This window comes from Rhodococcus sp. RCBS9, assembly GCF_029457415.1.
Taxonomy (GTDB): Bacteria; Actinomycetota; Actinomycetes; order Mycobacteriales; family Mycobacteriaceae; genus Rhodococcus_F; species Rhodococcus_F qingshengii.
Genome location: NZ_CP120422.1, coordinates 2,465,281 through 2,479,803, shown reverse-complemented (window position 1 = coordinate 2,479,803; position 14,523 = coordinate 2,465,281). Strand labels below are relative to the sequence as shown.

The 14,523-nt window shown below is 62.2% G+C and carries 13 protein-coding genes; 3 read left to right on the top strand and 10 right to left on the bottom strand.

The window, feature by feature from the left end:
- Positions 1–26: 26 nt before the first annotated feature.
- The 9 genes from P0M12_RS11805 to P0M12_RS11765 all read right to left on the bottom strand — a co-directional run bounded on the left by P0M12_RS11805 (position 27) and on the right by P0M12_RS11765 (position 9,495).
- The gene (locus tag P0M12_RS11805) at positions 27–941 is read right to left on the bottom strand and encodes an SMP-30/gluconolactonase/LRE family protein (protein WP_277377749.1); all 915 of its coding nucleotides are present in this window, start codon (positions 939–941) and stop codon (positions 27–29) included.
- Positions 942–972: 31 nt separating this feature from the next.
- Complete coding sequence (zigA, locus tag P0M12_RS11800) at positions 973–2,172, bottom strand: zinc metallochaperone GTPase ZigA (RefSeq protein ID WP_050655935.1); 1,200 nt, start codon at positions 2,170–2,172, stop codon at positions 973–975.
- A 98-nt stretch (positions 2,173–2,270) separates the two neighbouring features.
- Positions 2,271–2,909: a nitrile hydratase subunit beta gene (nthB, locus tag P0M12_RS11795; RefSeq protein ID WP_042450645.1), complete on the bottom strand. Its 639-nt coding sequence runs from the start codon at positions 2,907–2,909 to the stop codon at positions 2,271–2,273.
- A gap of 26 nt (positions 2,910–2,935) precedes the next feature.
- Positions 2,936–3,559 carry a nitrile hydratase subunit alpha gene (gene nthA / locus P0M12_RS11790; protein WP_042450854.1) on the bottom strand — a complete coding sequence of 208 codons (624 nt, stop codon included), beginning with the start codon at positions 3,557–3,559 and terminating at the stop codon, positions 2,936–2,938.
- Positions 3,560–3,632: 73 nt separating this feature from the next.
- Positions 3,633–5,198 (bottom strand): amidase, encoded by a 1,566-nt coding sequence (locus P0M12_RS11785; RefSeq protein WP_277377748.1) that lies wholly within the window; start codon positions 5,196–5,198, stop codon positions 3,633–3,635.
- 114 nt (positions 5,199–5,312) lie between these two features.
- On the bottom strand, positions 5,313–6,719 hold the full coding sequence (locus P0M12_RS11780; protein ID WP_054187255.1) for a substrate-binding protein: 1,407 nt from the start codon (positions 6,717–6,719) through the stop codon (positions 5,313–5,315).
- Between the two features lie 44 nt (positions 6,720–6,763).
- Complete coding sequence (locus P0M12_RS11775) at positions 6,764–7,132, bottom strand: winged helix-turn-helix domain-containing protein (protein WP_218680515.1); 369 nt, start codon at positions 7,130–7,132, stop codon at positions 6,764–6,766.
- A gap of 115 nt (positions 7,133–7,247) precedes the next feature.
- Positions 7,248–8,309 carry a phenylacetaldoxime dehydratase family protein gene (locus P0M12_RS11770; RefSeq protein WP_007735242.1) on the bottom strand — a complete coding sequence of 354 codons (1,062 nt, stop codon included), beginning with the start codon at positions 8,307–8,309 and terminating at the stop codon, positions 7,248–7,250.
- 205 nt (positions 8,310–8,514) lie between these two features.
- Positions 8,515–9,495: a helix-turn-helix domain-containing protein gene (locus tag P0M12_RS11765; protein ID WP_047270147.1), complete on the bottom strand. Its 981-nt coding sequence runs from the start codon at positions 9,493–9,495 to the stop codon at positions 8,515–8,517.
- Positions 9,496–9,671: 176 nt separating this feature from the next.
- Here P0M12_RS11765 and P0M12_RS11760 point away from each other — a divergent pair, with 176 nt between their 5' ends.
- From P0M12_RS11760 to P0M12_RS11750, 3 genes are read left to right on the top strand one after another with little or no spacing between them, the layout of a single operon-like run.
- The gene (locus P0M12_RS11760) at positions 9,672–10,307 is read left to right on the top strand and encodes a TetR/AcrR family transcriptional regulator C-terminal domain-containing protein (protein ID WP_030537647.1); all 636 of its coding nucleotides are present in this window, start codon (positions 9,672–9,674) and stop codon (positions 10,305–10,307) included.
- A gap of 36 nt (positions 10,308–10,343) precedes the next feature.
- Positions 10,344–11,849 (top strand): long-chain-fatty-acid--CoA ligase, encoded by a 1,506-nt coding sequence (locus tag P0M12_RS11755; RefSeq protein ID WP_030537646.1) that lies wholly within the window; start codon positions 10,344–10,346, stop codon positions 11,847–11,849.
- Between the two features lie 10 nt (positions 11,850–11,859).
- Positions 11,860–13,551, top strand: coding sequence for an acyl-CoA dehydrogenase family protein (locus P0M12_RS11750; protein ID WP_007735237.1), 1,692 nt, complete (start codon positions 11,860–11,862; stop codon positions 13,549–13,551).
- Here the strand turns inward: P0M12_RS11750 and P0M12_RS11745 are convergent.
- Positions 13,548–14,426, bottom strand: coding sequence for a LysR family transcriptional regulator (locus P0M12_RS11745; RefSeq protein ID WP_277377747.1), 879 nt, complete (start codon positions 14,424–14,426; stop codon positions 13,548–13,550). The genes P0M12_RS11750 and P0M12_RS11745 overlap by 4 nt on opposite strands.
- Positions 14,427–14,523: the final 97 nt, after the last annotated feature.

The following is a 14,523-nucleotide window of genomic DNA, read 5'->3' as shown; positions in this document are numbered from 1 at the left end:
GGAATCTCGTGCCGAAGAGATCGGCGTCAGCGGACGGGTGCGAGGTCGACGCCCGACGGAGGTACCAGGCGACGCAGCGTTCCGTCGAAGCCGGTGACGTAGAGCGCCCAGCCGTCGCCGTCCTGTCCTATACGCACTGAACTCGGCCCGTTCCACCCATTCGACAGACCCGAAGCGACGACGCAGGAAGTGCCGGTTTCAGGGTGTACGCGATAGATCGAGCCTTCGACGTGAGCAGCGGCGTAGAGCATTCCATCCTGCGACATGGTCAGATCGTCGAGTCCGGGTATCAGGCTCGGGACCGTCGCTACAACTGTCCACGCGTCAGGGGTATCCAAGGGCACTCGAATGATCTGACCGGTGAACAGGTCATCGGTGTACACGGCTCGATGATCCGGACTGAGCGCGAGTCCCTCCGAACGCGGCACTGTCGACCAATTGGGAACGACGGCTCCGGAGTCGTGCAGATAGCGCGAGACGCCCTTTGGCGGACCTCCTTCTGTTCCGACCCACGTGGTCAGCAGATCGCCGTCGGGAAGCCGGAGCAGGCCGTTGCCCGCGAAGTCGACGGGTGCGGACAGCTGATCCGTCGAGGTGTCCAGGTGCCACAGCTTGCCGTCCTGTCTGGTGAGGAAGGACAGCCTCGAACCGTCGAGTTGCAAACCGCCAGGGGCAGCCATGTCGTCGAGGACAGTTCGTACCTGTCCTGCGGCGTCGACGTGATAGATCTTCGACTCGCCGGAGAGGTAGAACCCGCCGTTGTCATCGGGCTCGAGGTTTTCGAGCTGTTCCAACCCTTGCGCTACGGTTTCGACCCGCCACTCGCCGCACATCGGCGCGACTGTCCAGGTGGCCCCCGCCGGCGTCACCGCGGCCACGGTCCCGGCTGCGATCGCCGCGACGATCAACAACGCCCGAGTTCGGTTGCGTGATACCCCCATTGCGCACAACTTACGGCAAACCGGACCAATATCAAACGGTCTGGTCGGTATAGCCGACGCCCAGGGGGTCGCTCCAGGTGGTCCACACGTCTGGCCCGAGTTCGATCTCGGCTGTGGTGAGTAGACACGCGTCGAGTTCTCGGTGCAGTCGAGACGGGTCGATGGCTTGGCCGATGAAGACGAGTTCTTGTCGGCAGTCTCCGACGGGTTCTTCCCACTTGTCGAGGATTCCGTCACGACGGTAATCGTCGGCCGGCCACTCGTCACGGGGTAGAAACTTCCACCAACGGCCGACGTATCCGTGGCGAATGAGATGACCGGCCTGAGAAATACTCCCGATCTCGGTGAACCGGCCGGCATTCCAGTAGTAGCCCTTGGCCCGAAGTAACTTTCCGTTGGTCCACTCGCTGCTGAGGAAATCATGCAGCCGTTGGGGGTGGAAGGGTGCGCGCTCGCGGTACACCACCGAACTGATTCCGTACTCTTCGGTTTCGGGGATGTGTTCACCTTGGAGTTCTTGTAACCATCCGGGGGCCTGTGCAGCCTTTTCGAGCGAGAACAAACCGGTGTCGAGAATCGTGTCGAGTGGGATGCGACCGAGCGTCATCGGAACTATCGCAGCGGATGCGTTCAAAGAGCGCAGGACTGCGGTCAATTCGACCAGGTGCTGGTGCGAGACGAGATCGGCCTTGCTCACCAGGATGACGTCGGCAAATTCGATCTGATCGACAAGCAGATCCGCGATGTCTCGTTCGTCTTCCGGGGCATCGGCTTCGACGCGGCCCCCAGCCGTGTAGTCGCGCAGAAAACTGTGGCCGTCGACGACGGTGACCATGGTGTCGAGTCGGGCGACGTCGGCGAGGGCGTGGCCGTCGGTATCGATGAATGTGAACGTCTCTGCGACGGGCAGCGGTTCGGAGATGCCCGAAGATTCGATGAGTAGGTAGTCGAATCGGCCATCGGCGGCCAAGGCACTGATCTCGGAGAGAAGATCCTCTCGCAGGGTGCAGCAGATGCAGCCGTTGGTCATCTCGACCAGTTTCTCTTCGGAGCGACTGAGCGAGATCTCACGCTCGACTTCTGCACTGTCGATGTTGATTTCGCTCATGTCGTTGACGATCACCGCGACCCGCCGACCCTCTCGATTTCGCAGGATCTCGTTGAGTAGTGTCGTCTTCCCGGCGCCCAGGAAACCTGACAGCACCGTGACCGGAAGTCGTGTGTCGACCATGATTTCCAGTGTCCTTCCGAATGAGAGAATTGCTGTGATCAGGCGGCGGTCACGCGAAACGCTGTGATCGCGTGACCGCCGCCCGGAATGTTGGACGATCAGGCCGCAGGCTCGAGGTAACCCTCGAAAAGGTCGACTACGACGCTGCCGCCGTCGGTGTCGCTACCGAACAATTCCTCGGCGGCGAACTTCACGTGGTACGTCGGTTCTTCGCCGGCGTCGTTGCGCCCGTGGCCGATTGCGTCGGGAAACGGCCACTTCTCGCTAGTCCGATGAGAGATGGTTCCCACTCGTCCGCGGCAGTACGCAGGCATTCGAATATGCCCCGGAACGTACTCGTCGCGCACGCGTACTCGCTGACCGATTTCGAAGGTGGTCGTCTCGACGGGTGCCGGACGCCCTTCGGATTCGCTGGGCCGCGACAGTGGGAACGGTCCCCCTGCAAGGCTTTCGAGTTCTTCCTGCGTCAGGATTCCCTTTTCGACCATCAGTGTCGCGACGCCGATGACGTACCTCTCGTAGTACGGGGTCATCATGTAGTGGCGTGGTTCCATCCGCTCGACGACGTATCGAACTTCGTCGACGCTGAATGCCCCGAGTTCGGCGACACCGGCGAACATCAGGCTGTACGGCAGGTGTTCCCACTCGGCGTGGAAGGTGGGGCCGATGTCGGCGTTGACGGTATGCGGGACTTTGCCGAAGCCTTGAACTCCGGCAAGATCGTGTACTCCATCCATGGTGTGCTTCTTTCTTGTCGGGGTGATCAGACGGTGGGGACCTGCGGGACTGCGACGCCGATCAGGCAGTCCTTGGTGACGATCTCTTGAAGCTGTTCCTGGCTCCAGCCTTCGGTGCCTGCGGGACGTTGCGGGAGAACCATGTAGCGAGTTTCGGCGGTGGTGTCGTAGACGCGGATCTCGACGTCCGACGCGATCTCGGTTCCCATCTCGGAGAGAACCTTCCGTGGCTCACGCACCACTCGCGCACGGTATTCGAAACTCTTGTACCAGGTAGGGGGCAGGCCGAGAATGGGCCACGCGGTGCATGAACACAGCGAGCACACGATCACGTTCTTGAGGGTCGGGGTGTCTTCGACTGCCACGATGTACTCGCCCTGGGGGCCCAGGTATCCGTACTGGGCAACCGCGGCGGTACCGTCGGTGAGAAGCAACTGCCGGAACTCGGGGTCGGTCCACGCCCGCGCGACCAATTCCGCTCCGCGCCTTGGACTGAAGTCCTCCTCGAAGGTTTTCTTCCATCCTTCGACGTAACCGTCGGGTACCAATCCCTTACCGTCGAGTGCGCGGAACAGTGCCCACGCCCGGTCGGAGACCGGCGCCTGGGCCGGTGCGGCGTTCTCCGTTGTGTGGTCGATCGTTACTGACATCTGGTTCACCTTTTCTATGCGGGCTGATCATGTGTGAATCGGTGGAATTTGTTGTGCAAGTGCGGATACAGAACTAGGTGAGGCTGAGTTGTGGTGCAGAGTCGGAGATGTGGTCGGCAGGCGTCGGAAACGCGCCGCGAAGCTTTTCGAATGCGCGCCCGACCCGGAGGACCGTCGCATCGTCGAAGGTCTTGCCGGTGATCATCATTCCGACCGGAAGCCCGTTCACCAGGCCGGCGGGAACGGACAGGGACGGATGTCCGGTCACGTCGAACGGTGCTGTGTTGGCGATCATCCCGAGAGCCTTCGTGATGAAGGTTGCACGATCCACGTCCTTCGCCGGTAGTTCGGATGCGACGTAGGGCAGTGTGGGCATCACCAGGACGTCGAATTGTCTCAAGGCAGTGTCGTAGGCGGCGCGGGCGAGCGGTACGAGGTTCCGGGCTTTGCCGTAGCTCGCGCCGCCGAGGGTGGTGATGCCGTGGTGGCCGGTCAGAGCCACCAGTTTGACGGTTTCGGACAGAGCGTCGGCGTGCTGAAGGCGTCGAGAAGCAAAGTGTGCCATCAGTTCCGGATCGTACAAACCTTCGGCGTTCATGCCGTATCCGTTGCCGTCCAACATCTGGTAGGCACCACCGTCCGTGGCGATCACGTTCCAGATGTGGAAAGCATGTAGGTGCCACGGGATGTTTACTTCCTCTACCGTGCAACCGATTTCGGCCAGACTGTGTGCCGCTGCGCGGACTGCGTCGTCGACCTCGGGCTGTGAGACCGCGTGCCCGAAACCTTCTCGAACGATCCCGATTCGCAGACCATCCACATCGGAGTCGAGGGTGGACAGATAGTCACCTGCTTCGACGCTGTCGGCTTGGCGTGGGTCGTTACCGTCGCGACCGGCGATGACCGAGAGCATCAGTGCGGCATCGTGGACCGTGCGTGTGATCGGGCCGAGATGGTCGATTGTTCGCTCGATGGGAAATGCACCGGTATACGGGACGAGCCCGAACGTCGGCTTGTGTCCGACGACGCCGCAGAATGCCGCCGGGATCCGGATCGATCCACCCTGATCCCCGCCGATGGCAAAATCGACGTCACCGTTTGCGACGAGAGCCGCACTGCCACCGGATGATCCACCTGCTTCACGCTGTGGGTCCCATGGATTGCGGACCGGTCCGCTTGCCGGTGTGAAGCTCGAACCGGAGAAACACAGGTCCTCACACACAGCTTTGCCCGCGACGGTTGCACCGGCCGCCAGTAGTCGAGTGACCACAGTCGCGTCGCGAGACGGAGTGAACCCCTCTACTGTCCGAGACCCGTTCATCATCGGAACTCCGGCCACGGTCACGTTGTCCTTGATCGCCACGCGTCGGCCGGTCAGGACGCCGTCCGACGTCGGCGGGATGCTTGTGGTCACATACCAAGCGCTCAAAGGATTTTCGCTCGCTGTTGGCACCGTGTGCTCACGTGACGTGGTCGGCGGGGTTGCCTCGTCGGCGTACAACTGGTCGACGACGTCGTAGGAGCCCAGTGCTCCGTCGATCAGTGCCGGCCACTCGAGCCGGGCTGATTGGTCGAGAGTGATGCCGTAATGCTTTGCGGCGGTGTCTATTGCATTGTCGTCAGGTCGGATTGTTGCCATGAGAAGTGTGCTCCTGATGTGATCGGCTTCACTTGTCTTTCAGACTAGGGCCGGATCCATAATTGCGTCAATAGGTATCGACATATTGACTCGTTAAGTTCGGGTTACGCGCGCTCAGAGAGAACGGGGGTACAGGCGCCCACGGCGTGATTCAGCGAGCAGAATCGGTCGATGCAGTGGAACGCCGTTGTTCGTAGAGCTTTTCGACGTCGTGACAAGCTGCCGAAGTACTGTTTCCGGATCGCCTGCGGACGTTCGTTCGACGGCGCGTGCGTAAGCGACGATCGCTTCGTACGTTGTCTCCGACAGGGAACTGAGCGGAGGCAGGAGTTCGTTCGAGCTCGCGCTGTATCGCTTTTCGAGGTCGTGATCGCCGGCTGCGGATTGAAAGTAGCCGAATGCCGCCCAGACTCCGTCAGCATCGGAATTGCCGATGAGCTGCTGAGTGGCCTCGTCGAGGACCAATGCAAACGTCCGCGTGGTGGCCCGCAGTCCGTGCTGGGCGCATTGTCGTTCGAAGAAGACCTCGTCATGGCCCACCAGGGTGGAAAGAATCAGTTCGGCCCCGGAGTCGGCTATCGACTCGATGATGCGTGAGAAGTCGGTTGTCCCCAACGGTACGTAGACTTCGCCGGCCACCGAACCTGTGGATTCGGCGATCACACGCCGGGCCGCCCAATGCGCTCCGAACGACCACGAATACTGCTGGCCGACCAGGAACCAAGTGCGAGAACCGGTCTCGGACATCATTGCGGGTATGCCCGCTCGCGTCTGGTCGAGTGGTCGCTCACCTAATCGAAGGACTCCCGGACGCGATCGACCTCCCTCGTTGAGAACTGTGTGCACCAACAGCACACCGGTGTTCTGCAATGCAGATGCAGCGGCATTGAAGGTCGACGATGTCACGCACGCGAAAACGGCGCGACATCCGCTTTTCACCAATCGCAGTGCGGTCGCCGCTCCGGCCGCCGAGTCGGAAGCGTCATCGCCGATCACCAAGTCGACGAGAACGCCGCCGATGCCGCCGTCGGCATTGATTTCTTCCACCGCCAGGGCTGCGAGTGTTTCTGTCGCCTGGGCGAATACAGCTGCCGGGCCGGATTTGCTGACCAGCAGCCCGATCCGATGTCGGTCGGAACGCGGAGGTTCGGGTGGAGCGAATCCGCGCTTGTTGGCAAGCCAGGAAATGCCGTCCTGATCGAGGCTGGACTCGAGAACGATCCGGGTCCCGGCGCCGTCGGGAAAGAACCGGATCGTCAGGCGGCCGCGCCACGGTTGGTGGTGCACGATCACGACCGATCGGCCCCGCTTCACGCCGGCGACGTATCCCAACAGCGTGATCGGCATTCCGACTGGATCTGCGCGTGCGCCGTCGCCGACGGGAAGGGAGATCGCGGCAGCGGCCCCGACCGTCAGTTGCTCACATTCGAGTTCGAGCAGTTGCCCCGTTTCGAGGCGCTCGAAGGCTGACCCTGGTGGGTCGGTCGTCACGATCTGTGCCGTTACGGAGAGACCTGGCACGTTCTACTTCCTGCCTGAAATAGGTGCTGGGGCTCAACAAGGCCTCACGCTCGGCGACGCACCGATGCGACGTCTGAATCCTCAGTCGCAGTGGTCGGCGACTCGGAGGCGTTCGAACCTGCTTCCAGCGCTCGCCCGAGGACGTCGCGCAGGAACTGGAGTGCATCGTTGGCGGGCCCCGATGGATCTATCGAGAACAGGCGATGACGTCCTTGACGCCGTTCGACGATCACGCCGGACAACCGCAGCGCCTTGAGATGTGTGGATACCGTGGTGCGACCGACCGTCGAAATTTGATCGCTGATGAAGCCCGCGTTGCACTCGCCGTGGGTAGCCAGCGTGTCGAGAATCTGTCGACGCACTTGGTCGGCCAGCACAGCAAACGCCAACTCTTCGTTTCGTTGAGTAGTCACTGTCTGCTGTCCGCGCTTCCTCGATGGTCTCTACTGAGATATGTCGACACCCGTCAACATATCTCGAGTTGCCTCCGAGGGAAAGAATGTGGCCGAAGATTGCCGGCGACTTCGGTCAGTGCTCGGCGGTGATCACCGCGTCGCGCAGCATTCCGGTCCCGGGATGGCAATTGATGTACTCGTAGAGCTGATCGGCGGCATCGAATACCGAGACCTCATGGTAGAGACGCAATTTCGAAAGGCCCTCGGCCACCCGGAAGAACGTCGTGAAGATCCGTAGATGGGTCGGGTGGGATTCCGACCACCGTTCGAGTTGGTCGAGGGAGGCCCAGTGGCCGATGTTGTAGCTCAAGTCGAGGAAGTTTCCGTCGATGTCGATATTGCGTACGAATCGGTTGCTGTAGCACCCGACGGCCGGGCCGTTGTCGCGGAGGAAGTCCATACCCGATTGAAGAGTGGGCAGGATTTCGTCCAGGTAGAGGCTGCGCTCGTCTGCTTCCGCGTCGGCCCAGTCCTGCCCGGACCTGATCAGTGCGATGTTGTCGTGTCCCCGCACTACTACGCGTCCACCTACGGCGGGGTCACCGGCGACGACCCGCAGTTCGCCCGAGGCCTGCATCCAGTCGGTTTGGGAGATCGGAAACCGCTCGCGCATCGAACCCCAGTAGCCGTGCTCGTTGATTTCGCCGCTGACACCGTCCATGACAGCTCCCACCCCGGGGAGGTCGTCTTGGAACGCGTAGAGCGTTTCGAATTGTTCGGCTCTCGGTGCCACGATCTCGCGGAAGAACCCCAATCCGTCCGACAGGCGGTCTTCGGACTCCCACCAGGAGGACACTGGAGGTGATGTGCTCCAACGATGTTGGGAAGAAACATCTTTCCAGTAACCGACCACGATCAGGTTCTCGTAGCCCTGGTTGTCGATGTGATGGGTGAGATCGTGGTGTGCCGGTCCGTCCGGCAAGTCGAAGCCGGCGACGATATCCCGCATCGCCCGCAGTGCTGCCGGGCGCTGATCCTCGCCGCGGAACTGCACGCCGAGATAGCCCATCACGACCTGGTGCAATGTGTCGTCTGCGCGCCCGACCCACATGGGAAACGGTGGCGTATAGGTATCCGGGACCCGCCTGGTCAGAGTGCGCGGGCATTGAAGGTGTTCGCCGATTGCAGATTCCATGAGTGCTCCCTGTGATGTAGGTGGTCGAATCGGGTGCCTGGCACTTGGCAACGCCGTGCCGAAAATCTACGCCCGCTCAGCCGAGCAAACTTGGCCGTCAGCGCCCGATGCTTGGCCTACCGTGCCAAGAATTGTGGATACGCTTCGGCGACAGAAAATTTTTGAACACCATGTTCAATGGGTAAGTGTCCGAAGATGTTACAGATCAGCGGGTAGTACTTGTGGGGGCCGCTGCTTGCGACCGGTACCGCCGCGGGCTGATCCCGAATTCCGCCTTGAAGGCTCGACTGAAGGCGGCCAGGTCGGTGAATCCCCAGCGGTGAGAAATCTGGGTCAGCGACCGCTCTACTCCGTGTCGTTGCACGATCTCACGACGGCAACCGTCGAGTCGACGGCTGCGAATCGACCGTGACACCGTCGTGCCGTGTTCGGCGAAGGCTCGGTGCAACTGCCGAATGGAGACTTTGACCGATCCCGCGATGTCCACCGGAGACAGGGCCGGGTCTGCGATGCGGGCGTCTATGACCGACAGGGCGGATTCGTAGAGGCTGGTTCGCCGCGAGGTGATCGGTCGCGCAGTTGTGTGAAGAACGGACTTGACCAGGTTGCCGATCTCGTTGACGACTTCCTCTTCGTCTCCGCTTGCGTCGGACGTCATGCGGACGGAGGCAAGATCGTGAAGAAAGCGACCAAGCAGGCCACTCAGGCCCGCGTGTCCGTCGAAGGCGATGGCGGTCAGGCTCGTGACCTCCGCGTCGCTGAGCGACAGGTACGACCGTGGCCAGGTGAACACCTCGAGTCCCCAGATGCCGTCGTGTGCGTGTCCCTCGATCTGCCAATCGAAGGGGCGCGTGGTGTCGTACAGGACGTAGTCGCCACGTCGCAGGACGCATTCGCGGTCGTCTTGGCGCACTACCGCGCTACCGCGGCGGATCATCCCGATCTGCAGATAGTCCGCGCCGTCGCTTTTGATGAGGCTGTTGCTACGGACTATTCGTTGTTCCATCGATTGAACTGCGGATACCCGAACGTGTGCGAGTTGGGCCGAGTGGACGGCCCCGCTGAATCGATCGCCGTCTCCGATATCGGATACGTCGAGCGCGACAAAATGCTCGCGCAACAAATCTGCCCAGTCGCCCGTGAGAGTCGTGCGTGTGGGCAGGGAGAAGCCGGATCGCGCGAGCATTGCAGGGCGCCTCCTCGCAGAAAAGCCGAAGTTCTCGGGTGCTCGATGTTCAGAGAGTAATCCCGCACATCAGACATGTCGATAGAAGTCGACATGTCATCGCGTCGGGAAGAAATTGTTTGCCATACAAACAACGCCGAGTTATTGTTTGTCGTACAAACAAGTAGGAGTTCGTGATGGCCACCGAGGCAGTTCCCGCAGCGCGCGCGACGCGTGAGTCGGGCAAGCAGACGCGCATGGCGCTGTTCAACGCCGCAACCGAGCTGTTCCTCGAGCACGGCGACAGCGTCTCCATCGCGCAGATCTGCACGGCCGCCGGCGCCCATCCCAACCAGGTGACCTACTACTACGGCTCCAAAGAAAAGCTCTTCGTCGAGGTGGCGTGCGCGGCCGTTCTGCGCGCAGGCAAGCGTGCCGAGGTCGATGCCGCCGACGCCGACACGGTCGGCGATTACACCGAGAAGCTGGTCGGATCCCTCCTGGGCTCGGGCGCTCCCAGCGTCGAACTCTTCGTGGAAGCGATGATGATGACGGGTCGTCGTGGTGAACTCCGCGACCTGATCTCCGAAACGCTTCGCACTCTGCACTCCTCGGGCGAAACCGCCCTCCTCCGTACCTTGATCCGCACCGGCTGGCAGCTGCGCGCGGGCATCGACGTCGAGTCCAAGGCCTTCTGGTCTGCGATCTTCGGCCTCGTCATCCAGAAGACTGCCACCGGCGAGAGCTTCGGCTACTCCCTCGAGGAGGCGGTTGCCGTCATCTTCGCCACCCTCCAGATACCCGACGCCGTACTCAACAGCTCGATGGAATGAACTCTCTTCGAGCGTGATTCTCCGACAAGGACTTCGATGAATATCGTTCGCGTATTCGACAGCAACGTCACCAAGACCCCGGACAAACCCTTCCTGATATTCGACGGTCACGATCACACGTACTCCCAGGTTCAGGACGGAAGTCGACGCGCCGCAGGCTATTTGCAGTCGCTGGGCGTGCAGCCGGGCGACCGCGTCGCGCTGATGTGTTACAACACTCCGGGATTCGTGTACGCGATGCTCGGTGCCTGGCGCTTGGGCGCCGTCGTGGTCCCCATCAACCACAAGATGCAGACTCCGGAAGTTGCCTACGTGCTGGGACACGCGAAGGTGTCGGTGTGCGTCTTCGACGGTGAGTTGGCGCCGGTTGTCGGTCGACTGGAGACAACGGCCAAGCTGATCAGCACGGACTCTGTCGCAGACGGTTTCGACTTCTTCGACGACGCCATCACCCGCCAGGACGGCGTTGACGGTATCGACATCGACGAGAACGATCCGGCCGAAATCCTCTACACCTCGGGGACTACCGGCTCGCCCAAGGGCTGCGTCCACAGCCACCGCAACGTCGTCGGTGTTGCCGTCACCGCGGCCCTCGCCGTGTCGACGACTCGGGACGAGCGACTGCTCATGGCCGTCCCGATCTGGCACGCTTCCCCGCTCAACAACTGGTTCATGTCCACGCTCTACATGGGCGGAACCGTCGTGCTGCTGCGCGAGTACCATCCCGTCAAATTTCTGGAAACAGTTCAGGAACAACGCATTACCCTCTGCTTCGGCCCGCCGGTCATCTACACCACCGCACTCAACCTCGTGCCGAACTTTGCCGACTACAACCTCGGAAGCGTTCGTGCGTGGTTGTACGGCGGGGGACCGATCGGCGCGGATGTCGCTCGGCGACTGGTGGAGTCGTACGGCACCACCGAATTCCGGCAGGTCTACGGCATGACCGAGACCGGGCCAGTGGGCACCGTGCTGTACCCCGAAGAGCAGTTGAGCAAGGCGGGCTCGATCGGCCGCGTCGCGCTGGCCGGCGTCGACCTGCGCCTGGTTGCCGATGACGGCACCGACGCGGAGCCCGATCAGATCGGTGAGATCTGGCTGCGCGCCGACACCGTCATGCAGGGGTACCTCGACGACCCCGCTGCCACGAAGGCTGCATTTGCCGACGGCGGTTGGTATCGCACCGGCGATCTGGCGCGCAAGGATGCGGACGGTTACCTCTTCATCGTCGACCGCGCGAAGGACATGATCATCACGGGCGGTGAGAACGTCTACTCCAAGGAGGTCGAGGACGTGATCTCCGGCCACCCGGACGTCGTCGACGTCGCCGTTGTCGGAAAACCCAACGAAGAATGGGGCGAGACCGTCGTCGCGCACGTCGTCTGGCGTGAACCGGATGTCATCAGCGCCGACGACATCAAGGACTACCTCTCGGACAAGTTGGCGCGCTACAAGATTCCGCGTGAAGTGGTGTTCGCGACGATTCTTCCGCGTACACCGACCGGCAAGATCCAGAAGCACCTCATCCGCGCAGCGAGCTGAAAGGCCTGTCATGACTGATATTTCCGAGAAGACCGTCACCCACCCGGCTCCGCATCGCACCCATGCAGTGCTCAACCAGTCGGTACCGCGCACGGACGTCAACGAGTTCCTGCTCGATACGGTCCTGGCCGAAGGCGTCGCGCGTCACGACGCCGATTGGGCCACCAGTGAACTCACCGATATCGGTGAACTGGTCGGCAGTGCCGGGTTCCAGCACGACGCCGAGCTGGCCAACACGGTGATCCCCGAATTGAAGACCTTCGATCGCTGGGGAAACCGCATCGACGAGGTCGAATACCATCCGTCGTATCACCGGATCATCTCTGCCGCCGTTGCGCACGGTGCTCACACCTCTGCCTGGGCTGACCCCAAGCCGGGTGCCAACGTGGCTCGGGCCGCGGCATTCATGCTCTTCTCCCAGGTCGAACCGGGCCACGCGTGCCCGATCTCCATGACGCACGCTGTGATCCCCTCGCTCGAGCTGCAACCCGATGTAGCCGCCATCTGGACCCCGCGTGCCCTTTCTCGGAGTTACACCCCCGAGTTGGATGCTCCCGGAAAGGCATCCGCGATCTTCGGAATGTCGATGACGGAAAAGCAGGGTGGCTCCGACGTGCGAGCCAACACGACCATCGCCAAGCCGGCCGGACGTGGCGGCTCGGGTGCGGACTACCTCCTCACCGGACACAAGTGGTTCTGCTCCGCGCCGATGTCCGACGCCTTCCTGGTTCTCGCTCAGGCCGAAGGTGCTGCCGGCGAGGGACTTTCCTGCTTCCTTCTCCCCCGCATCCTGCCCGACGGCACACGCAACGTCTTCCGCATCCAGCGTCTGAAGAACAAGCTGGGCAACAAGTCCAACGCGTCTTCCGAGATCGAGCTCGACGGCACCGTCGGCACCATGATCGGCGAACCGGGACGTGGTGTGCGGACCATCATCGAAATGGTGTCCCAGACGCGACTCGACTGCATTCTCGGCAGCACGGCAGGTATGCGTCAGTCGGTGGCCGAAGCGGTGTGGCACGCACGGCACCGCAGCGCTTTCGGTGCCGTCCTGGCAGATCAGCCCGCAATGACGTCGGTGCTCGCCGACCTGGCTCTCGAATCCGAGGCCGCGACCATCACCGCACTGCGATTGGCCCGTGCGCAGGACGAGGACGCGAACGAGCAGGAAAAGGCGTTCCGCCGACTCGCGACGGCTGTTGCGAAGTACTGGATCTGCAAGCGCGGCCCGCACCACTCCTACGAAGCCCTCGAGTGCCTGGGCGGCAACGGTTACACCGAGGACTTCCCTCTTGCCCGTCGCTACCGTGAGCAGCCCGTCATGGCCGTGTGGGAGGGGTCGGGCAACGTCATCGCGCTCGACGTCCTGCGCGCGATGACCCGTGAACCCGACTCCGTGGCCGCCTTCGACCACGAGATCAACCTCGCCCGCGGCAACAACCCGGTCCTCGATCAGCACCTCGATCGGGTACGACGCCAACTCGGTGAGCTCGCCACGATGGCACCCGCCGACGCTCAGCTCCGCGCTCGGACCGTCGTCGAGGCTATGGCGTTGGCGCTGCAGGCTTCGCTCATGGTGCGCCACTCCCCGGCCGCCTCGTCCGATGCGTTCATTGCCGCTCGCCTCGGTGCCGACCGTGGTCACGAGTACGGAACTCTGCCTGTGGGAACAGATTTCGCCGGAATTCTCGCGAGAGCCTAAGGCTGCTCCCTCAGTACCCTGGTGACGGTGTGTACTGCCGGCGTCGGATTGTTGGGTCGCCATGCCATCGCGATTTTCAGCGTGGGCGTGGCCCCGGCGATCGGCAGGTACACGACCCCGTCCATGGACAGATGCGCCGTCGACTCCACGACGACGGCAATCCCGACCCCCGCTCCGCCCATGGCCAACAGGCTGTACGGATCGGGGGCTTCGTGCGCGACGGTGGGCGTGAAACCTGCTGTGGCGCACACGGACAACGTCGCATCGCGCACCGCCGAGCCGTGCTCGGCGGGATACATCACGAATCGCTCGGTTGCCAGGTCTTCCGGTGACACCGAGTCATGCGCACCGAGGTGATGCCTGGCAGGAACCGCGACCATCAAGGTTTCCTCCCGCACAGTGTGAGTCTCGAATCCGCGCGGAATGGGCAGGCCGACTATGCCCATGTCCAGTGCTCCGCGTCGGAGAGCGTCGAGCACCTCACCCGAGTACATCTGCGGCCGTAGTTCCAGTTCGATTCCCGGATGGGAGTCGGCCAAGGACCGTGTGAGGGCCGACAGGACGGTGTAGCCGCCTGTTCCGCCGAAACCCACTGTGACACGGCCCGTCTCGCCAGTCGACGCGGCCGATGCGATTTCTCGTACCACGGCGATCTGCGCTTCGATGATCCGTGCGGGCGTGACCAAGGCTTCGCCGGCGGCGGTCAGTTGCACTGATCTGGTGGTCCGGACGAACAGGTCGGTGCCCAGTTCACGCTCGAGCGCCCGAATGGTCTGGCTGAGCGGGGACTGCCCGATGTGGAGTCGCTCGGCGGCCCGGCCGAAATGAAGTTCGTCGGCGACTGCGAGAAACGCGCACAGTTGACGCAGTTCCACGTCGCTCCTCCCGGGTTTCATTATGTGGTTCTCCCACATAAATAAGTCGAACTAAGTCTTGGACTCTACATGGATTTCGGACGATAGTGATTCACGC